This window comes from Streptomyces sparsogenes subsp. cuspidosporus, assembly GCF_039532705.1.
In the GTDB taxonomy this organism is placed as follows: domain Bacteria; phylum Actinomycetota; class Actinomycetes; order Streptomycetales; family Streptomycetaceae; genus Streptomyces; species Streptomyces sparsogenes.
This window is the reverse complement of the sequence record NZ_BAAASD010000012.1, coordinates 166,950-185,547: the sequence shown is the minus strand read 5'-3', so window position 1 is coordinate 185,547 and position 18,598 is coordinate 166,950. Positions and strand designations below refer to the sequence as shown.

Genomic DNA, 18,598 nt, shown 5'->3' with positions numbered 1-18,598 from the left:
GCCTCACGCCCGCGCCGTGAGGTCCTGCACCCCCACCACGCGCAGCAGTTCCAGCCGCTCGGCGGACTCGCTGCCCGGGCGGGCCGAGTGGACGGTGAGCCGCTGCCCGTGCTCGGCGTCCACCAGCACCTCGCGCTCCAGCTCCAGCGGCCCCACCACCGGGTGCAGGAAGCGCTCGACCGCCGGGCGCCGCGCGATGTCGCGCGGTGCCTCCCACAGCGCGGCGAACTCCTCGCTCGCCGCCCGCAGCTCGGCCACGAGCCCGGCCGGCCCCGGGTCGCCGGGGCGGGCGGCGAGCGCGGCCCGCAGGTCGGCGACATGGCGCCGGGCGCGCTCCGCGTGGTCCTCGGCCGGGAAGAGCCGACGGGCGCGCGGGTCGGTGAAGTACTCCCGCACGATGTTGCGCCGCCCCGGCGGCCGGGCCCCGACATCGCCGACCAGGGCGGCGGCCATCGCGTTCTGCGCCAGCACCTCGCCCCAGTCGCCGCACACCTGGGCCGGGGTGTCGTACAGCCGGTCCAGGACCCGCAGCAGGCCGGGCCGCACATGCCCGGCGGCGGACCGGTCGCGCGGCGGCCCCTCCCCCGCCAGGCGGAAGAGGTGGTCCCGCTCGTCGTCGGTCAGCCGCAGCGCGCGGGCCAGCGCGGTCAGCATCCGCCGGGAGGGGCGCGCGCCACGGGCCTGCTCCAGCCGCGTGTAGTAGTCGGTGGACATCCCGCCGAGCCGGGCCACCTCCTCGCGGCGCAGCCCGGGGGTGCGGCGGCGCGCCCCCGGGGTCGAGCCCGACGTCGGCGGGCGAGAGCCGGGTGCGGCAGTGGCGGAGGAAGTCGGCGAGTCGAGTGCGGTCCACGCCCCCAGGGTGGCCGGTGCCCGGTTCCCCAACCAGGGTCTGCCGATCCCCGGATCGGCGGTGCCCGGCCGGCTGTCCTCTCCGTCTTCTCCGTCCGCTGCGGAGTCGTGTTAGTCCGTTTCGGGGAAGCGGCGGCGAACGGCCGGACGCGCCGGGCTCCGGCTGCGACTCTTGCGTCCATGACGACGTCGGCCGAGCGGCTCGCGCCGCGGACCGTGGAGGGTGTCGTGGCGCGGATGCGCGCGCTCGGCGCCGCGCTGCCGCCCCGGGACGGGGTGGCGGTCTTCAACCGGGTGTATCTGACGGTCACCGAGGAGGTGGGCCGCCGGATCGGCGACGGGTCCTTCCAGGACCCGGCCGCGACCGAGGACCTGGACGTGCGCTTCGCCGCCCGCTATCTGGCGGCGGTCGACGCGGTGGCGGCGGGCCGGCGGCCGCCCGCCTGCTGGCGGCCGCTGTTCCAGCTGCGGCGCCATCCGGCGGTCCGGCCGCTGCAGTTCGCGCTGGCCGGGATCAACGCGCACATCGGCCATGACCTGGCCCTGGCGCTCGTGGACACCTGCCGGGCGCGGCGGGCCGAACCGGAGGACCTGGAGGGCGACTTCGACCGGGTCGGCGCCCTGCTCGCCGGGGTCGAGGAGCGGATCCGGGAGGATCTGATGCCCGGCCCGGACCTGCTGGACGTGGCCGATCCGCTCACCCATCTGGTGGGTTCGTGGAGCCTGGACAAGGCGCGGGGCGCCGCGTGGGCGGCGTTCCGCGCCCTGTGGGGGCTGCGCGGGCTGCCGGAGCTCACCGAGGAGTTCGTCGAGCGCGTGGACGAGAGCGTCGGCCTGGTGGGGCGGTTTCTGCTGACCCCGCTGCCGGGCGGCTGACACGCCCTGCGCGGCGGGGCCTCGGCCCGGCGGCCCGGACTCCTCGGCTCAGTCCTCGGGGAGTTCGACGGGCGCGATCTCCTCGAACACATCGCCCGGGCCCGGGTTCTTCGGGTCCGTCCGGCCGCCGAAGTGGGTCATCACGCCCCACACCGCGTTCAGCGCGGTCTGCACGGCGCCCTCGGCCCATCCCGCCGTCCAGGAGATGTCGTCGCCCGCGAGGAAGATCCCGCGCTGGCCGGCCGGGAGGCGGTCCTGCATGAAGTGGGTGAACAGACGGCGCTGGTAGCGGTAGTGCCCGGGCAGGTTGGCCTTGAACGCGCCCATGAAGTAGGGCTCGTTCTCCCAGGAGACGGTGACCGGGCTGCCGATGATGTGCTTGCGGATGTCGACCTTCGGATAGATCTCCGACAGCGACTTGAGCATGACCTCCATCCGCTCGTTCGCGGACAGCGGCAGCCACTTGAGGCTGTCGTCGCACCAGGTGTAGGAGAGGCAGATGACGGCGGGCCGGTCCGGCCCGTCGTCCAGCAGGTAGGTGCCGCGGGTCATGCGGTCGGTGAGCGTCATGCTCATCACGTCCCGGCCGGTGGTCTCGTCCTTGTCCAGCCAGAACGGACGGTCGACCGGCACGAACAGCTTGCTGGACTCCATGTAGTGGGTGCGCTCCATCGCCGTCCAGTGGTCGATGGGGAAGAGCGAGTCATCGCACTCGATCTTGGAGAGCAGCATCCAGGACTGCGCGGTGAAGACCACCGCCTGGTACGAGCGGATGTCGCCCGCCGCGTCGGTGACGACGATGCGGTCGCCCGCCGCGCGGTGCAGCCGGGTGACGGCCGGGCGCGGCCGTCCGTCGTGCAGGGAGGACAGCGAGGTGCCCGGCGCCCAGTGCACGAGCTTGCGCGGCTCGCGCTCCCACAGCCGCAGCGGCAGCTGCTGGCTGCCGCCCACGATGCCGCGGTGGTCGTCGTCCGCGCCGGTGTAGACGACGCGCAGGATCTCCAGGATGGAGTTGGGGAAGTCGGTGTCCCAGCCGCCGGTGCCGAAGCCGACCTGGCCGAATATCTCCCGGTGGCGGAAGGAGCGGAAGGCCGGGGAGTCGCAGAGGTAGCCGTAGAAGGTCTGGTTGTCGAGCTTCTCGACCAGGCGGGACCAGATCTCCCGGATCCGCGGGACGTCGCGCTCGCGGATGGCGCGCTGCATCGCGGAGAAGTCGGCACCCTCCTCCAGGCAGGCGTTCCAGGCGTCCATCACCTGGTGGTAGACCTCGGGCAGGTCCTCCAGGGTGCGCGCGTAGTGGGACTCGCCCTTCAGGTCGACAACGGTGGAGGGGGTGTCGGGCGCGAGCGGGTTGGGGAAGGGCCGGGTCTTCAGGTCCACCAGGTCGATGTAGTGCTGGAGGGCGGTGGAGCTGGGCGGGAAGCGCATGGCGCCCATCTCGGCGGTCAGCGAGGGGTCGCAGCCCTCGAAGCCGACGGTGCGCAGCCGTCCGCCGATCCGGTCGGCCTCGTAGACGACCGGCTTCAGGCCCATCTTCATCAGTTCGTAGGCGGCGACGATGCCGGAGAGCCCGCCGCCGATGACCGCGACCTCGGTGCCGTGCTCGGTGGCGGGGATCTGGCCGAGGCCGGCGGGGTGGGCGAGGTAGTCGTCGTAGGCGTAGGGGAAGTCCGGGCCGAACATGGTCAGCGGCGGAAGGTCGGACTGCCGGTCGTCCTGCTCGTCGTGGACGGCGGTGGGCACCGTGGACGTCATCGGGTACGGACTCCTTGCGGGGGTGGGACGAGGGGCGCGCTGCGGCGGCGGGGCGAAGGGGCGGGTCAGGTCAGGGGGGTGTACAGCTCGGGCCTGCGGTCGCCCAGGTAGGGGTTGGTGGTGCGGGAGGCGGCGAGCAGTTCCGGGTCCACGTCGCCGAAGGCCAGCTCCTCGCCGCGTCCGGCGCGGGCCTTGACCGTGCCGTCGGGGCCGGCCAGGCAGCTCAGCCCGATGAAGTCGAAGTCGCCCTCGGGCCCGGTGCGGTTGACGTAGGCGATGTAGAGCTGGCTCTCGAAGGCCCGGACCGGGACGAGGGCCTCGGCCACGAACTGGAAGGGGTGCATCTGCGCGGTGGGCACCAGCAGCAGATCGGTCCCGGCCAGGGCGTGGGCCCGGACGTTCTCGGGGAACTCCACGTCGTAGCAGATCATGATCCCCACCCGTACGCCGCCGAGTTCGGCCTGGACGACGGGGGTGTCGCCGGGGGTGAACGAGGCGCGCTCGAAGTCGCCGAAGAGGTGGGTCTTGCGGTAGTTCGCGAGCTCGGCCCCGTCGGGGCCGACCAGCCGGGCGGAGTTGAAGACCGCGTCGCCCGCGCGCTCCGGGTAGCCGTAGAGGACGGCCAGGCCGTGGGCGGCGGCGAGGCCGGCCACCGCCCGCCCGCCCGGGCCGTCGGCCGGCTCGGCCAGCCGCCGCACGCCGTCGCTGATCGCGTAGCCGGTGAGGAACAGCTCCGGCGCGATCAGCAGTCCGGCGCCGGCCGCCGCGGCGCGCCCGGCCGCCTCGTCGAGGGCCTTGAGATTACGGGCGACGTGGCCGGGGTGGCCGGAGCTCTGGAGCAGGGCGGTGCGCAGCGCGGGCATGGGCATGACCTTCTGGCGGGGCGGCGGGGCCACGGGAGGGGAGACGTAACGGAACAAAGACGGTGAGATGTCACCGCACCAAGACGGTACGTTCGCCGGGATCGGCGGACAAGGCGCGACCATTGCGCACCCGCCGTCGATTCGTTACGTCTTCCGGCCCCCGGGCGGCGATTCGTTGCGCCGCCCGCCTCGGCCGCCGCCCGCCCCGGGTCAGGCCGGAGTGCCGGACCCGAAGCGGCGCAGCAGAGGGGAGAGGACGAGGACCGACTTGGTGCGCTCCACGAAGGGTTCGCCCGCGATCCGCTCCAGGACGCGCTCGAAGTGCCGCATGTCGGAGGCGAAGACCTGGACGATGGCGTCCGCGTCGCCGGTGACGGTGGACGCGGACGCCACCTCGGGGTAGCGGGCGAGGCCGCGGTGGATGTCCTCGGGGGAGGTGTTCCGGCGGCAGTAGAGCTCGATGAAGCCCTCGGTCTCCCAGCCGAGCGCGGCCGGGTCCACCCGTACGGTGAAGCCGGTGATGGCCCCTTCGGCCCGCAGCCGGTCCACCCGCCGCTTGACGGCGGGGGCCGAGAGGCCGACCTCCTCCCCGATGTCGGCGTAGCTGCGGCGGGCGTCCTCGGCGAGGGCGTGGACGATGCGTTCGTCCAGATCGTTCAGTCGCACTGCGGGGATGTCACTTCTCTGCTGTGGCCAGTCGGGAGCGGCGCATGCCGTATGCGAAGTACAGCACAAGGCCGACGGCCATCCAGACGCCGAACACCATCCAGGTCACTCGGTCCAGGCTGCCCATCATCCACAGGCACAGCCCGAAGCCGACGAGGGGGAACAGCGGCGACAGCGGCACCCGGAAGGTGCGCTGCATGGTGGGCCGGGTCCGGCGCAAGACGATCACGGCGATGTTGACCAGCGCGAAGGCGAAGAGGGTGCCGATGCTGGTGGCGTCGGCGAGCTGGCCGAGCGGGATGGCGGCGGCCAGCACCCCGCAGAACAGGGAGACGATCACGGTGTTGGCGCGCGGCACCCCGCTGGCCGGGTGGACCTTGGAGAAGACCTTCGGCACCAGCCCGTCCCGGGACATCGCGAAGAGGATGCGGGTCTGCCCGTAGAGCACGGTCAGCACGACGGAGGCGATGGCCACGACCGCGCCGGCGGCCAGCAGCACGGCCCAGAAGCTCTGCCCGGTGACATCCTTCATGATCCCGGCGAGCGCGGCCTCGGAGCCGGCGAACCGCTTCCACGGCAGGGCGCCCACCGCCACGGCCGCGACCAGGCAGTACAGGGCGGTGACGATGACGAGGGAGAGCATGATCGCGCGCGGCAGGTCGCGCTGCGGGTTCCTGGCCTCCTCGCCGGCCGTGGAGGCGGCGTCGAAGCCGATGTACGAGAAGAAGAGGGTGGCCCCGGCGGCGCTGACGCCCGCCATACCCAGCGGCATGAAGGGGGTGTAGTTCCCGGCGCGGACGCCGGTGAAGGCGACGGCGCAGAACAGCACCAGGGCGGCGATCTTGACCGTCACCATGATCGTGTTGGCCCGGGCGCTCTCCTTGGCCCCGCCCAGCAGGAAGGCCATGGCCAGCAGGACGACCAGCAGCGCGGGCAGGTTGAACAGACCCCCGTCGCCGGGCGGGGCGGCCAGCGCGTCGGGGATGGTGACGCCCAGGGTGCCGTCCAGCAGCTCGTTGAGGTACTGGCCCCAGCCGACCGCGACGGCGGCCACCGACACCCCGTACTCCAGGATCAGACACCAGCCGCAGACCCAGGCGACCAGCTCGCCGAGGGTGGCGTAGGCGTAGGAGTAGGAGGACCCGGAGACCGGGATGGTGCCCGCCAGCTCGGCGTACGACAGGGCGGAGAACAGCGCGGTCAGCCCCGCGATCACAAAGGAGACGACCACCGCGGGCCCGGCGTCCGGCACGGCCTCGCCGAGCACCACGAAGATGCCGGTGCCCAGCGTCGCACCGATGCTGATCATGGTGAGCTGCCACATGCCGAGCGAGCGGCGCAGCTTCCCGCCCTCGCCCTGGCCGCCCTCGGCGACCAGCAGCTCGACGGGCTTGCGCCGCATCAGCCGGGGGCCGAGCGCCCGGGAGCCGGGGCGCGGGGCGGTGAGCCCCGACCGGGATCGCTCGGCGGTGGGCGGGGCTGCGCCGTGGTCCAACACGTGAGGGCTCCTTATCGCTGCCGGTCGGGTTGTTCGGATGGCGGTGACCGGCGGCGTACGCACGGGTGCCGAAGGGCGAAACCCGCAGGTGGGACCACCGAGCGGACGGTCCCCGCCACTCCGCGTCAGCGCAAGACCCTATGAGGGACGCGGGCCCGGCCGTAATGCACCATCCTTGCGCATACGCGTACGAACGTTGCGCGCGGGGTGGCTGTACGGTGAATCGTTGCGGGAGGCCGGGCCGCGTCGCCGAGCGTTTCACCCGAATGCCACGATACGGCACCAATTTGGCCCTCGTTGGTGGGAACGTGACCCCAGACAGCCTGCAGAGCACCGATCATGACCCCCACGGCCCGGACGGCGGGTGCCGGCCCGGCGGCCACGGGGACCCGGACGAGCGGGTCCCGCTCGAGTACTGCGCCCGTGTGTGGGAGGACTTCCTGCGGACCCTGAACCGCATCGAGACCGACTTCGGCCGGCGCCGCGGCACCACGGAACCGGGCGTACGGGCATGACCTACACCGAGCCGAGGCCGGGCGGCTACGGCCCGCCTCCCCCCGTCGGCCACCGGCCCGCCCCCGGCGAGCGGTTCGAGGCGGCCCCCGACGTCCCGCTGGGCTTCCCGCTGCCGGATCCCGAGACCATCGAGAGCCGGTGGGACCTGGAGGGGGACCTGGCCCGGCTGCTGCAGACCTCGGCGCCCGGCTCCGCCCCCCTGGACTCCCGCCTCGACGACCCGCCCGAACGGGACGCCGACAGCTTCCCCGCCGCCCGCTCCCCCGCGCACGTCCGCGGCCGGGGCCGGCGCCGCCGGGTCCGGTTCCGGCTGCCGACCATGCCGTGGCTCCAGCTGATCAGCCTGGTCTTCGCGGCGGTCACCACGGTGATCGTGGCCATGCTGAGCGTGCTGGGCGGGATGGTGTCCTACGAGCCGCTGCGCTATCTGGCCTCCCCCAGCACCTCGGAGTCCATGGCGGCCTGGTGGCCTCTGCTGGTGTACGGGCCCTGGCTGGTCGCCTCACTGTCGGTGCTGCGCGCCGCCATCCACCGCCGGGGCGCGGCGCACTCCTGGGCGGTGGTGGTGCTCTTCTCCACCATCGCGGTCTTCCTGTGCGTCGCGCACGCGCCCAAGGACCCGCCCAGCATGGCCGTCGCCGGGCTGCCGCCCGTCGCCGCGCTGGTCTCCTTCCACCAGCTGGTGCGCCAGATCACCCTGACCAGCCCGCCGCGCCACGCCATGCCCCGCAGCCGGGGGGCCGCCGACCCGCGCGACAAGCCCCGGGTATGAAACGGCCCCCGCTCGGCTGTACGCGTCGAGCGGGGGCCGGCCGGCTTCACCCGGTGGTTCAGTCCCAGCTGACGTGGAGCGGCTTGCCCTCCGCGTAGCCGGCGGCGCTCTGCACGCCCACCACGGCCCGCTCGTGGAACTCCTCCACCGAGCCGGCGCCCGCGTAGGTGCAGGAGCTGCGCACGCCCGCCACGATCGAGTCGATCAGGTCCTCGACGCCCGGCCGGGCGGGGTCGAGGAACATCCGCGAGGTGGAGATGCCCTCCTCGAACAGTCCCTTGCGGGCCCGGTCGTACGCCGACTCCTCGCTGGTGCGGTTGCGCACGGCGCGGGCCGACGCCATGCCGAAGCTCTCCTTGTACGGCCGCCCGTCGGCGGTGTGCTGGAGGTCGCCCGGGGACTCGTGGGTGCCGGCGAACCAGGAGCCGATCATCACGTTGGACGCGCCGGCGGCCAGCGCCATCGCGACATCGCGCGGATGCCGGACGCCGCCGTCCGCCCACACGTGCTTGCCGAACCGGCGCGCCTCGGCGGCGCACTCGAGCACCGCGGAGAACTGCGGCCGCCCCACGCCCGTCATCATGCGGGTGGTGCACATGGCGCCGGGGCCGACCCCCACCTTCACGATATCGGCGCCCGCCTCGATCAGATCGCGCACGCCCTCGGCGGCGACCACGTTGCCCGCGACCACCGGCACGCCCGGGTCCAGCGCCCGGACCGCCTTCAGCGCGCTGATCATCGACTCCTGGTGGCCGTGCGCGGTGTCCACCACCAGCGTGTCCACCCCCGCCGCGAGCAGCGCCTTGGCGCGGCCCGGCACATCGCCGTTGACCCCGACGGCGGCCGCGACCCGCAGCCTGCCCTCCGCGTCCACCGCCGGCCGGTACAGCGTCGCCCGCAGCGCGCCCTTGCGGGTCAGGATGCCGACCAACCGCCCGTCCTTGTCCACCGCGGGGGCGAGCCTGCGGTGGGCGGCGTCGAGCCGGTTGAAGGCCTCGCGCGGGTCGATCCCGGCGTCGAGCACCAGCAGCTCGCGGGACATCACCTCGCTCAGCTGGGTGAAGCGGTCCACGCCGGTCAGGTCGGACTCGGTGACCACGCCCACCGGCCGGCCCATCTCCACGACCACGCCCGCGCCATGGGCCCGCTTGGGCAGCAGCGACAGCGCGTCGGCGACCGTGCCGGTCGGGCCCAGCACGATCGGCGTGTCCAGCACCAGGTGGCGCTGCTTGACCCAGCCGACCACATCGGCGACCACGTCCAGCGGGATGTCCTGCGGGATGACGACCATCCCGCCCCGGCGGGCGACTGTCTCCGCCATGCGGCGCCCGGCGATGGCGGTCATGTTGGCCACCACGAGCGGGATGGTGGTGCCGCTCTCGTCGGGCGAGCTCAGGTCCACGTCCTGGCGTGAGCCGACCGCGGAGCGGCTGGGCACCATGAAGACGTCGTCGTACGTCAGGTCGTAGGGCGGCTGCTGATCATTGAGGAAACGCACGCTCGGAACTTCCCAGTCGTTCGGAATTGGCCCTCGACGAAGGAAGCCGAGGAAAACGCACGTACTTCATTCTCCCATGTCGCCCCCTGAACCAGGCCCGGGACGATCATCCAGAACGGCCGGGAGCCCGCTGGTCGGATCGTCCAACCCGCCGCCCGGGCCCGGGCGCGCCGCGCGCCTACGGCCCGTCCGGGTCCGCGCGGTCCAGGGCGGGGCGCGGGCCGGGGCCGGTCTCCAGCAGCAGGTGATCGGCGGCGGCGGTGTCCGTGACCAGGCTGGTGACCAGGCCGGAGCGGAGCACCGCGCCGATCGCGGGGGCCTTGCGGCGGCCGCCCGCGATGGCGACTACCTCCGGGATCCGCCGCAGCCGGTCGGCCTCCACCGTGATGCACCGCTCGCCCAGGTCACGGCCGATGCGCCGGCCCTCGGCGTCGAAGAGGTGGGCCGACATCTCGGCGGCGGCGCCCAGGCTCGCGTAGTGGGCCCGCTCCTGCTCGGTCAGCATGTCGTACACCGTGGAGATGCCGGCCTCCCACGAGCCGATGGAGACCGCGGCGACGGTGACCTTGTCGAAGTACTCGAAGGCGCGGGCGATGCCGGTCTGGCCGCGCAGCGCGTCGGCGGTGGCCGTGTCGGGCAGCAGCATCGGCGCGTAGATGGGGTGGGCCTCGCCGCCGGAGACGGCGGCGGCGCGCCGGACCGCCTCGACCGAGCCGCGCTCCGCGGTGCCCGCGTCGTAGACGCCGGTGAGCTGCACGACGGTACACGGGGGCAGCCGGTGCAGGGCCGCGGCCATGTGGATGGTGGAGCGGCCCCAGGCCAGGCCCAGCACATCGCCCTCGGTCACCAGCTCGCCCAGCAGGTCCGCGGCGACCTCGCCGAGGTTCTCCGGGTCGGGGGTGTCGGCCTCGGCGTCGGCCGGGGACTCCACGACGACCGCGTGGCGCAGTCCGTACCGGGCGCGCAGCGCGTCGGAGCGCTCCGCGTCCAGCTCCGCGGGCACCCGGATCTCGATGCGCACCAGATCGCGCTCCAGCGCGGTCTCGAGCACCCGCGCCACCTTGAAGCGGCTGACGCCGAACTCCTCGGCAATCTGGATCTTGGACTTGCCCTCGAGGTAGAAGCGGCGCGCCATGGCGGCCGCCTGCACCAGTTCGGCGGGTCCCATCCGCGTGCCTGAACGGCCCGTCGACACCGCGGTCTCCTCACTGCTTCCCATGTTCTGGACTCACCGTTCATCCTGTCAGAAACGGCGGGCTTGATCTGCCCTTTACCCAGGAGTTCACCGGGCGGTCGCGGGCCCGTCCTCGGCGCGCCGCCGACCGGGGATCGCCTGGAGGGCCAGGTCGCGCAGCTCCCGCACGGCCTTCGCCGGGTCCTCGGCCCCGTAGACCGCCGATCCGGCCACGAACACATCGGCCCCGGCCTCGGCGCACCGCTCGATCGTCGAGGCGGACACCCCGCCGTCCACCTGCAGCCACAGCTCCAGCCCGTGCTTGGAGATCAGCTCGCGGGTGCGGCGGATCTTCGGCAGCATGATGTCAAGGAACGCCTGCCCGCCGAAGCCCGGCTCAACCGTCATGACCAGCACCATGTCCAGCTCGGGCAGCAGGTCCTCGTACGGGTCGATGGGGGTGGCGGGCTTGAGCGCCATCGACGCCCGGGCGCCCTTGGCCCGGATCTCGCGGGCCAGCCGTACGGGGGCGGCGGCCGCCTCGGCGTGGAAGGTCACCGAGCCCGCGCCGGCCTCGACGTACTGCGGGGCCCAGCGGTCCGGGTCCTCGATCATCAGATGGCAGTCCAGCGGCGTGTCCGTCGCCTTGCCCAGCGCCTCGACCACCGGCACGCCGAGGGTCAGGTTGGGGACGAAGTGGTTGTCCATCACATCGACGTGGAGCCAGTCGGCGCCCTCGACGGCCTTCGCTTCCTCCGCCAGGCGGGAGAAGTCGGCGGACAGGATGCTGGGATTGATCTGCAGGGCCATGGCACCAGCCTGCCACGCCCGCCGCGGATCCATGGAGCCGGGTGATCACGAACCGTACCGACCGAGAACGAGAACCACTCATGACGCGCCACCCGATACGCCGCACACGCCGAATACGCCGGACAGGCAGCACACGCGGAGCAGGCAGCACACGCGGAGCAGGCGGAACGGGCAGGGCGCCCGCCGGGCCCGGGCGCGCCGGGCGCGCGGTGGCCACGGCCCTGGCCGTGGGGCTGCTGGTGGCCCCGGCCACCGGCGCGCGGGCCGCCACGGCCACGACGCCCCGCCCGGTGTGCGTCTCCGGGCGGGCGGGGCTCGCCACCGAGCTGTCCGCGGACATCGCGCGGGCCCTGCGCGGCAGATCCGCCACCGTCGCGGTCGCCCTCCGCGACCCCGCCACCGGCACGGTCTGCACCCTGCGCGCGGACCGGGCCTTCGACTCCGCGAGCGTGGTCAAGGTGACCGTCCTGGCCACCTTGCTGTGGGACGCGGACCACCACGGCCGCGCGCTCACCCGGCGCGAGTCCGGCCTGGCCACCGCCATGATCACCAAGTCGGACAACGCCGCCACCACCACGCTGTGGCGGCAGCTCGGCGCGCGTAGGGTGGCGGCGTTCCTGCGGGCCGCGGGCATGAACCGCACCGTCCCCGGCGACGACGGCCACTGGGGCCTCACCCAGATCACCGCCCGCGACCAGATGCGGCTCCTGGACCTGGTGACCACCCCGAACCCGGTGTTGAGCGACCGCGCCCGCGCCTACGTGCTCAGGCTGATGGGCCGGGTCATCCCCTCCCAGCGCTGGGGCACCCCGGCCGGCGCCCCGGACACCGTGCTGGTCCAGGTGAAGAACGGCTGGCTGTCCCGCGCCACCCACGGCTGGCGGGTGCACAGCCTCGGCGCCTTCACGGGCGGCGGCCGCACCTACACGATCACGGTGCTGAGCCAGGACGACCGCACCATGAAGGCCGGGATCGCCACCGTCGAGGCCGTCGCCCGCGCGGTGCACAAGGACCTCAACGCCTGACCCCAGGGGGTGTCTCCCCGGTCGGACCGGGCGCCGCCGGTCAGACCAGGCGCTGGTCGGGCCGGGCGCCGGTCAGGCCGGGCGCTGGTCGGGCCGCACCGGCCGGGCCAGGCACCGGACAGGCCGCACCGGACAGGCCGCACCGGCCGGGCGGGCCCCGATCCGGTGGCCGGTCAGGCCGTGCGCCGGAGCAGGGCCAGATACATCGCGTCCGTGCCGTGCAGATGCGGCCACAGCTGGACGTCCGGCCCGTCGCCGAGCGCGGGGACCCCGGGCATCAGCGGCCTGGCGTCGATCCACTCCGCCTCGGCCGCGGGCCCGCCGCGGCCCTTCAGGACGTCCTCGACCACGGCCCGGGTCTCGGCGAGGTGCGGCGAGCAGGTCGCGTAGCCGACCACGCCGCCCACGCGCACCGCGGCCAGCGCCTGGCGCAGCAGCTCCCGCTGGAGCGGCGCGAAGCCGGCCAGGTCCTCGGGGCGGCGGCGCCAGCGCGCCTCGGGGCGGCGGCGCAGCGCGCCGAGCCCGGTGCAGGGCACGTCGACCAGCGCCCGGTCGAAGCCGCCGGGACGCCAGGGCGGCCTGGTGCCGTCCGCCGCGATCACCTGGTACGGGCCGGGGTTGCCCGCGAGCGCCCGCTCCACCAGCCCCGCCCGGTGCGGCTGCTTCTCGGCGGCGAGCAGCGCGGCGCCCCGCCGCGCGGCCAGCGCGCCGAGCAGCGCGGCCTTGCCGCCGGGGCCCGCGCAGCCGTCCAGCCAGCGCTCGTCGGGCCCCTCCAGCGGCGCGTTCGCCAGCGCGACGGCGACCAGCTGGCTGCCCTCGTCCTGCACCCCGGCGCGCCCCTCGCGGACCGCGTCCAGCGCCCCCGGCTCGCCGCCCTCGGTGAGCCGCACGGCGTACGGGGACCAGCGGCCCGGCAGCGCGGAGTCCTCGCCGACGGCCGCCATCAGCTCCTCGGCCGTGCTGCGGCCGGGCCGGGCGACCAGGGTGACCTCGGGCCGTTCGTTGTCGGCCTCCAGCAGGTCCTCGATCCCGGCGCTGCCGCCGCCGAGCGCGTCCCACAGGGCGGAGACGATCCACCGCGGATGCGAGTGGACGATCGCCAGGTGCTCCTCGGGGTCCTCGTCGTACGGCGGGGCGACCTTCTCCAGCCAGCCGGCCAGGTCGTCGGCCGCGATCTTGCGCAGCACGGCGTTGACGAACTTGGCCCGCCCGTCGCCGAGCACCACCCGCGCCAGCTCGACGCTCGCCGAGACCGCCGCGTGGGCGGGGATGCGGGTGCCGAGCAGCTGGTGCGCCCCGAGGCTGAGCACGTCCAGCACGGGCGGGTCCACCTCGCGCAGCGGCCGGTCCACGCACTCGGCGATGATCGCGTCGTAGGTGCCCTGGCGGCGCAGCGTCCCGTAGACCAGCTCGGTCGCCAGCGCGGCGTCCCGCGCGTCGAAGGGCCTGGCCTCCGTGGCCTCCTCGCGGGCCTTGCGCAGCAGCGGCGGCAGAACGAGGTTCGCGTACGCGTCGCGCTCGTCGACGGCCCGCAGCGCCTCGAAGGCGAGGATCCGTACGGGGTCCTTCTTCGGGCGCCGGTAGGGCTTGCCGGGGGCGGAGCGGCGGGGACGGCCGGGCTGGGGACTCACGGGAAATGTGCTCCGGGGACAGATGGGGCTTGGCGGAGTCCAGCCTACGGGGCGGGGGCGGGGCCCGGTGCGCGGCTCAGTTCAGGGCACCCTTGGCCGCCTGGGGCGGGGTCGCGGTGAGCGCGACCCCGCCCGCGCCCGACGGCTGTTCCGACGGCTGCTCGAACTGGGTGCGGTACAGCTCCTCGTAGCGCCCGCCGGCCGCGAGCAGCGCGGTGTGCGTGCCACGCTCCACGACCCGGCCGTCCTCGACGACGAGGATCAGGTCGGCGGCCCGCACGGTGGACAGCCGGTGGGCGATGACCACCGCGGTCCGCCCGTCCAGGGCCTCGGCGAGCGCCTCCTGGACGGCCGCCTCGGAGGTGGAGTCGAGGTGTGCGGTGGCCTCGTCGAGGATCACCACGCGGGGGCGGGCCAGCAGCAGCCGGGCGATGGTCAGCCGCTGGCGCTCGCCGCCGGAGAGCCGGTAGCCGCGCTCGCCGACCACGGTGTCCAGGCCGTCGGGCAGGGCCGCGATCAGCCCGTCGAGGCGGGCCCGGCGCAGCACCTCCCACAGCTCCTCCTCGGTCGCCTCCGGCTGCGCCAGCAGCAGGTTGGCGCGGATCGAGTCGTGGAAGAGGTGCCCGTCCTGGGTGACCATGCCGAGCGTCCGGCGGAGCGACTCGGCCGTCAGGTCGCGGACGTCCACGCCGGACAGCCGCACGGCGCCCCCGTCGGCGTCGTAGAGCCTGGGCAGCAGCTGCGCGATGGTCGACTTCCCGGCGCCGGAGGAGCCCACCAGCGCGACCATCTGGCCCGGCTCGGCGCGGAAGGACACCCCGTGCAGCACCTGCTCCCCGCCGCGGGTGTCCAGGGTCGCCACCTCCTCCAGGGAGGCGAGGGAGACCTTGTCCGCCGAGGGGTAGCCGAAGTCCACGCGGTCGAACTCGACCGACACCGGCCCTTCGGGCACCGGCCGGGCGTCCGGCTTCTCGGCGATCAGCGGCTCCAGGTCCAGCACCTCGAAGACCCGCTCGAAGCTGACCAGGGCGCTCATCACCTCCACCCGGGCGCCGGCCAGGGCGGTCAGCGGCGCGTACAGGCGGGTGAGCAGCAGCGCGAGGGCGACGACCGCGCCGGGGTCGAGCTGGTCGCGCAGCGCGTAGTAGCCGCCGAGGCCGTAGACGAGGGCCAGGGCCAGGGCGGAGACGAGGGTCAGGGCGGTGACGAAGGAGACCTGGACCATCGCGGTGCGCACCCCGATGTCGCGCACGCGACGGGCCCGGGCGGCGAACTCGGCGGACTCCTCCTCCGGTCGGCCGAAAAGCTTCACGAGCGTGGCTCCGGGCGCCGAGAAGCGCTCGGTCATCTGGGTGGCCATCGCGGCGTTGTGGGCCGCCGCCTCGCGCCGCAGCCGCGCCAGCTTGCCGCCGACCCGCCGGGCGGGCAGCAGGAACAGGGGCAGGAGCAGCAGTGCCAGCAGGGTGATCTGCCAGGAGATGCCCAGCATCACCGCGAGGGTGAGCAGCAGGGTGACCAGATTGCCGACCACGCCGGACAGGGTGTCGCTGAACGCCCGCTGGGCGCCGATGACGTCGTTGTTGAGCCGGCTGACCAGGGCGCCGGTGCGGGTGCGGGTGAAGAAGGCGACGGGCAGGCGCTGGACGTGGTCGTACACGGCGGTGCGCAGGTCGAGGATGAGCCCCTCGCCGATGTTCGCGGACAGCCAGCGCGTAAACAGCCCGAGCCCGGCCTCGGCCACGGCGATGACGGCGATCAGCGCCGCGAGCCCGAGGACCACGCCCTGGTCGGAGCGGTGCACGATCGCGTCGACCACCCGGCCGGCGAGCAGCGGGGTGGCGACCGCGAGCACCGCCGTGACGACGCTGCCCACCAGGAAGAGGGTGAGTCGGCGGCGGTGGGGGCGGGCGAAGCCGCCGATGCGCCGCAGGGTCGCGCGGGAGAAGGGACGCCGGTCGTCGTTGGCGTTCGCGGTCCGGTAGAGCGAGTGCATGGCGGTGGCTTCCATGTCCATCGCGCACCTCCGTGTGTCTGGGTGCCGTCGCGGGATCGCGGCTGTTCCGGACCGGCGGCACACGATCAGGACCGTAAGACCTCAACCAATGTTCAAGTCAACTGATCCCGCCTCGCGCTCGGGGCGCGGGACGGGGGGCAGGGGGACGGGAGCGGTGGGCGGAAGGCGCCGCGGGACGGGGCGGCGTCCGCCGGGCCGCGGGGGCAGTGCGCGCCGTCCGCGCCGGGCCGGAGCGGCAGGGCGCTGCCCGCCGAGCCGTCGGGGCAGGGGGCTGCCCGCCGAGCCGCGGATGCCGGGCGTCATCCGCCGAGCCGTGGGGGCAGGGCGCTATCCGCCGAGCAGCTCGCCCTGGGCGATCCGCACGCCGCGCGCCCAGTCGGCCCCGGCCATCGGCCGCTTGCCCTGCGGGCGCACCCATGACAGCCGCACCGCGTGGCTGCCGGTGCCGACGTACACGTCCTTCTTCGTCACCGCGAGCTCGCCGGGCGCCAGGTCCGTACGGTCCGTCGCCGGCGTCACCGCGTTGACCTTCAGCCGCTCCCCGCGGAAGGTCGTCCACGCCCCCGGCGCGGGGGTGCAGGCCCGCACCAGCCGGTCCACGCGCAGCGCGGGCGCGGCCCAGTCGATCTCCGCGTCCTCGACGTTGATCTTCGGGGCGAGCGAGACGCCCTCGGCGGGCTGGGGCTCGGCGCGCAGGGTGCCGTCCTCGATGCCGTCCATGGTGGCGGCCAGCAGCCCGGCCCCGGCCAGCGCCAGCCGCGTGAGCAGATCGCCGCTGGTGTCCGTGGGCCGTACGTCCTCCGTCACCACCCCGTACACCGGGCCGGAGTCCAGGCCCTCCTCGATCAGGAAGGTCGAGGCGCCGGTCACCTCGTCGCCCGCCAGCACCGCGTGCTGCACGGGGGCCGCCCCGCGCCAGGCGGGCAGCAGGGAGAAGTGCAGATTGACCCATCCATGGGCGGGGATCTCCAGAGCCGCCTTGGGCAGCAGCGCGCCGTAGGCGACCACCGGGCAGCAGTCCGGCGCGATCTCCCGCAGCCGCTCCAGGAACTCCGGCTCGCGCGGCCTGGCCGGCTTGAGCACCTCGATCCCCGCCTCCGCCGCCCGCTCGGCGACCGGGCTCGCCACCAGCCGCCGGCCACGCCCGGCCGGCGCGTCCGGCCGGGTGACGACGGCCACCACCTCATGCCGGTCGGACGCGATCAGCGCGTCCAGTGCGGGCAGGGCGACCTCGGGAGTACCGGCGAAGACGAGCCTCATGGGTGGCGAACTACCTCTCACGCGCAGCGGAAACAGCGCACCAGTCTAGGGCCCGCCTTCACAGGGGGGCAGCGCCCCGGGGGCGGCGGGCCATGGGGGGCGGCGGCGCCACGGGGGGCGGCGGCGCCACGGGGGGCGGCGGCGCCACGGGGGGCGTACGGGAGCGGTGACGCACGCCCCCGGACCGTGACCGACGGGCGGGTGTCGCGTTGGTCAAGGCAGTCAAGGCAGATTGACCGCGTCGGGCCGCTGCGGCGGCCCGGCGCGTTTCCGACCTCCGTCCCCTGCCTTCGAGTATCAAACGCCGGATTCGAGAGGCTTGTTCATGGCCGACCACGCAACCCACGACGCCCAGGCACGGGCCAGCCTGCACCTCCTGGTCCGGGACATCGAGCGGGTCCGCCGACAGGTGGACGCGCTGCGCACGCTCACCGCCCAGCTCGGCAATGTCTACCGCCCCCGGCGCACGGGCCCCTCCGCGGGCTTCGTCGTCTACGGGCGCGCCCCGGCGCCCACCGTGCGCCTGGCCCAGGAGCTGCGGGACAGCGTGGAGACGCTGGTCACGGCCGCCGTGGACTTCGACCGCTCGCTCGGCTTCTCCTGGGACGCGGTGGGCTCGGCGCTCGGCGTCACCAAGCAGGCGGTGCACCGCCGCTACGGGGCGCGGCGGGCCGCCGCGCAGAGCGCCGCCGAGGGCACCGAGACGTCGGTGCGCACCGCCGAGCCGGGCGCCGTGCCCCCGGTGCCGTCGGTGCCCGCCGCGCGCTCGATGCCGCCGCAGCCCGCCCCGGCACTGCGCGACGAGCCGCGCCCGGGCGCGCTCCCCAACCCCCGCCACGGCTGAGGCCCACGGCGGGCATCCCGAGCCGCCCGCGCGACCGCCGCCCCGTGACGGCTGCACCGCGACGGGGCAACCGCGACCGCTGCCCCGCCCCGGATGCCTGTCACGGACCCCCCGCGACCGCTCCCCCGCGACGGCTGCCCCTGCGGCGGCGGCCCCGCCCGGATACCCCGCGGGGGTGCCTGTCGCGGCCGCTCCGCCCCGGATGCCCGCCCGGCTGCCCCACCGCGACCGCCCCGTGACGGCTGTTGGCTCCCCCACGACCGCTCCCCCGCGACGGCTGCCCCACGACCGCTCCCCCGCGACGGCTGCCCCACGACCGCTCCCCCGCGACGGCTGCCCGCGACCGCTCCCCCGCCCGATTGCCCCGCCGGGGGTGCCTGTCGCGGCCGCCCCGCCACAGAGGCCCGCCCCGGCTGCCCCCTCGCGGCCGCCCCGTGACGGCTCCCCCGCGACGGTGGCCCCTCCCGGATCCCCCCGGACGCCCTGTCCCGGCGCGCCTGCCCGACCGGCCTCGGCCGGGCACGGCGGGCGGGCGCCAGGCCCGCGC

General features: G+C 74.6%; 15 protein-coding genes and 1 pseudogene. 5 read left to right on the top strand and 11 right to left on the bottom strand.

The genetic code is table 11. The features are described from left to right. Window positions 1-3: 3 nt before the first annotated feature. A pseudogene (locus tag ABFY07_RS17415) lies at window positions 4-850 on the bottom strand (helix-turn-helix transcriptional regulator). 179 nt (window positions 851-1,029) lie between these two features. Here ABFY07_RS17415 and ABFY07_RS17410 point away from each other — a divergent pair. After that, window positions 1,030-1,725, top strand: coding sequence for a DUF5995 family protein (locus ABFY07_RS17410; protein ID WP_346175369.1), 696 nt, complete (start codon window positions 1,030-1,032; stop codon window positions 1,723-1,725). Between the two features lie 48 nt (window positions 1,726-1,773). Here ABFY07_RS17410 and ABFY07_RS17405 read toward each other — a convergent pair whose 3' ends face one another. The 4 genes from ABFY07_RS17405 to ABFY07_RS17390 form a co-directional block, all read right to left on the bottom strand. Further along, window positions 1,774-3,480: a flavin monoamine oxidase family protein gene (locus ABFY07_RS17405; protein WP_346175368.1), complete on the bottom strand. Its 1,707-nt coding sequence runs from the start codon at window positions 3,478-3,480 to the stop codon at window positions 1,774-1,776. A 65-nt stretch (window positions 3,481-3,545) separates the two neighbouring features. Further along, a complete protein-coding gene (locus ABFY07_RS17400; RefSeq protein ID WP_346175367.1) occupies window positions 3,546-4,343 on the bottom strand; it encodes a carbon-nitrogen hydrolase family protein in 798 nt (265 codons plus the stop codon). 210 nt (window positions 4,344-4,553) lie between these two features. After that, window positions 4,554-5,009 carry an Lrp/AsnC family transcriptional regulator gene (locus ABFY07_RS17395; RefSeq protein WP_065966236.1) on the bottom strand — a complete coding sequence of 152 codons (456 nt, stop codon included), beginning with the start codon at window positions 5,007-5,009 and terminating at the stop codon, window positions 4,554-4,556. A 10-nt stretch (window positions 5,010-5,019) separates the two neighbouring features. Further along, window positions 5,020-6,507: an amino acid permease gene (locus tag ABFY07_RS17390; protein ID WP_346175366.1), complete on the bottom strand. Its 1,488-nt coding sequence runs from the start codon at window positions 6,505-6,507 to the stop codon at window positions 5,020-5,022. 308 nt (window positions 6,508-6,815) lie between these two features. Here ABFY07_RS17390 and ABFY07_RS17385 point away from each other — a divergent pair, with 308 nt between their 5' ends. After that, on the top strand, window positions 6,816-7,022 hold the full coding sequence (locus tag ABFY07_RS17385) for a hypothetical protein (protein WP_065966233.1): 207 nt from the start codon (window positions 6,816-6,818) through the stop codon (window positions 7,020-7,022). Further along, a complete protein-coding gene (locus ABFY07_RS17380) occupies window positions 7,019-7,795 on the top strand; it encodes a DUF2637 domain-containing protein (protein WP_346175365.1) in 777 nt (258 codons plus the stop codon). The genes ABFY07_RS17385 and ABFY07_RS17380 overlap by 4 nt, the downstream gene beginning before the upstream one ends. Before the next feature lie 58 nt (window positions 7,796-7,853). On the opposite strand, the gene ABFY07_RS17375 is transcribed toward ABFY07_RS17380, so the two are convergent. The 3 genes from ABFY07_RS17375 to rpe form a co-directional block, all read right to left on the bottom strand. Beyond that, on the bottom strand, window positions 7,854-9,293 hold the full coding sequence (locus ABFY07_RS17375; protein ID WP_346175364.1) for a GuaB1 family IMP dehydrogenase-related protein: 1,440 nt from the start codon (window positions 9,291-9,293) through the stop codon (window positions 7,854-7,856). 178 nt (window positions 9,294-9,471) lie between these two features. Continuing rightward, complete coding sequence (locus tag ABFY07_RS17370) at window positions 9,472-10,512, bottom strand: sugar-binding transcriptional regulator (protein WP_065966225.1); 1,041 nt, start codon at window positions 10,510-10,512, stop codon at window positions 9,472-9,474. Window positions 10,513-10,575: 63 nt separating this feature from the next. After that, complete coding sequence (gene rpe, locus ABFY07_RS17365; RefSeq protein WP_346175363.1) at window positions 10,576-11,277, bottom strand: ribulose-phosphate 3-epimerase; 702 nt, start codon at window positions 11,275-11,277, stop codon at window positions 10,576-10,578. Window positions 11,278-11,486: 209 nt separating this feature from the next. Between rpe and ABFY07_RS17360 the strand changes: the two genes are divergently transcribed. After that, window positions 11,487-12,302: a serine hydrolase gene (locus tag ABFY07_RS17360; RefSeq protein WP_346175362.1), complete on the top strand. Its 816-nt coding sequence runs from the start codon at window positions 11,487-11,489 to the stop codon at window positions 12,300-12,302. A gap of 173 nt (window positions 12,303-12,475) precedes the next feature. On the opposite strand, the gene ABFY07_RS17355 is transcribed toward ABFY07_RS17360, so the two are convergent. The 3 genes from ABFY07_RS17355 to fmt all read right to left on the bottom strand — a co-directional run bounded on the left by ABFY07_RS17355 (window position 12,476) and on the right by fmt (window position 17,207). After that, on the bottom strand, window positions 12,476-13,933 hold the full coding sequence (locus tag ABFY07_RS17355; protein WP_346175361.1) for an RsmB/NOP family class I SAM-dependent RNA methyltransferase: 1,458 nt from the start codon (window positions 13,931-13,933) through the stop codon (window positions 12,476-12,478). A 76-nt stretch (window positions 13,934-14,009) separates the two neighbouring features. Further along, window positions 14,010-15,947, bottom strand: a complete 1,938-nt coding sequence (locus ABFY07_RS17350) for an ABC transporter ATP-binding protein (protein WP_346175360.1) — start codon at window positions 15,945-15,947, stop codon at window positions 14,010-14,012. Between the two features lie 327 nt (window positions 15,948-16,274). Further along, on the bottom strand, window positions 16,275-17,207 hold the full coding sequence (gene fmt, locus ABFY07_RS17345) for a methionyl-tRNA formyltransferase (protein WP_346175359.1): 933 nt from the start codon (window positions 17,205-17,207) through the stop codon (window positions 16,275-16,277). Between the two features lie 325 nt (window positions 17,208-17,532). Between fmt and ABFY07_RS17340 the strand changes: the two genes are divergently transcribed. After that, window positions 17,533-18,051: a hypothetical protein gene (locus ABFY07_RS17340; protein ID WP_346175358.1), complete on the top strand. Its 519-nt coding sequence runs from the start codon at window positions 17,533-17,535 to the stop codon at window positions 18,049-18,051. Window positions 18,052-18,598: the final 547 nt, after the last annotated feature.

Excerpts from the sequence above, each read along its gene's own strand:
- fmt (WP_346175359.1), bottom strand. The coding sequence starts at position 17,207 with ATGAGGCTCGTCTTCGCCGGTACTCCCGAGGTCGCCCTGCCCGCACTG.
- ABFY07_RS17405 (WP_346175368.1), bottom strand. The coding sequence starts at position 3,480 with ATGACGTCCACGGTGCCCACCGCCGTCCACGACGAGCAGGACGACCGG.
- ABFY07_RS17350 (WP_346175360.1), bottom strand. The coding sequence starts at position 15,947 with ATGGACATGGAAGCCACCGCCATGCACTCGCTCTACCGGACCGCGAAC.
- ABFY07_RS17380 (WP_346175365.1), top strand. The coding sequence starts at position 7,019 with ATGACCTACACCGAGCCGAGGCCGGGCGGCTACGGCCCGCCTCCCCCC.
- ABFY07_RS17370 (WP_065966225.1), bottom strand. The coding sequence starts at position 10,512 with ATGGGAAGCAGTGAGGAGACCGCGGTGTCGACGGGCCGTTCAGGCACG.
- ABFY07_RS17410 (WP_346175369.1), top strand. The coding sequence starts at position 1,030 with ATGACGACGTCGGCCGAGCGGCTCGCGCCGCGGACCGTGGAGGGTGTC.
- ABFY07_RS17400 (WP_346175367.1), bottom strand. The coding sequence starts at position 4,343 with ATGCCCGCGCTGCGCACCGCCCTGCTCCAGAGCTCCGGCCACCCCGGC.
- rpe (WP_346175363.1), bottom strand. The coding sequence starts at position 11,277 with ATGGCCCTGCAGATCAATCCCAGCATCCTGTCCGCCGACTTCTCCCGC.
- ABFY07_RS17340 (WP_346175358.1), top strand. The coding sequence starts at position 17,533 with ATGGCCGACCACGCAACCCACGACGCCCAGGCACGGGCCAGCCTGCAC.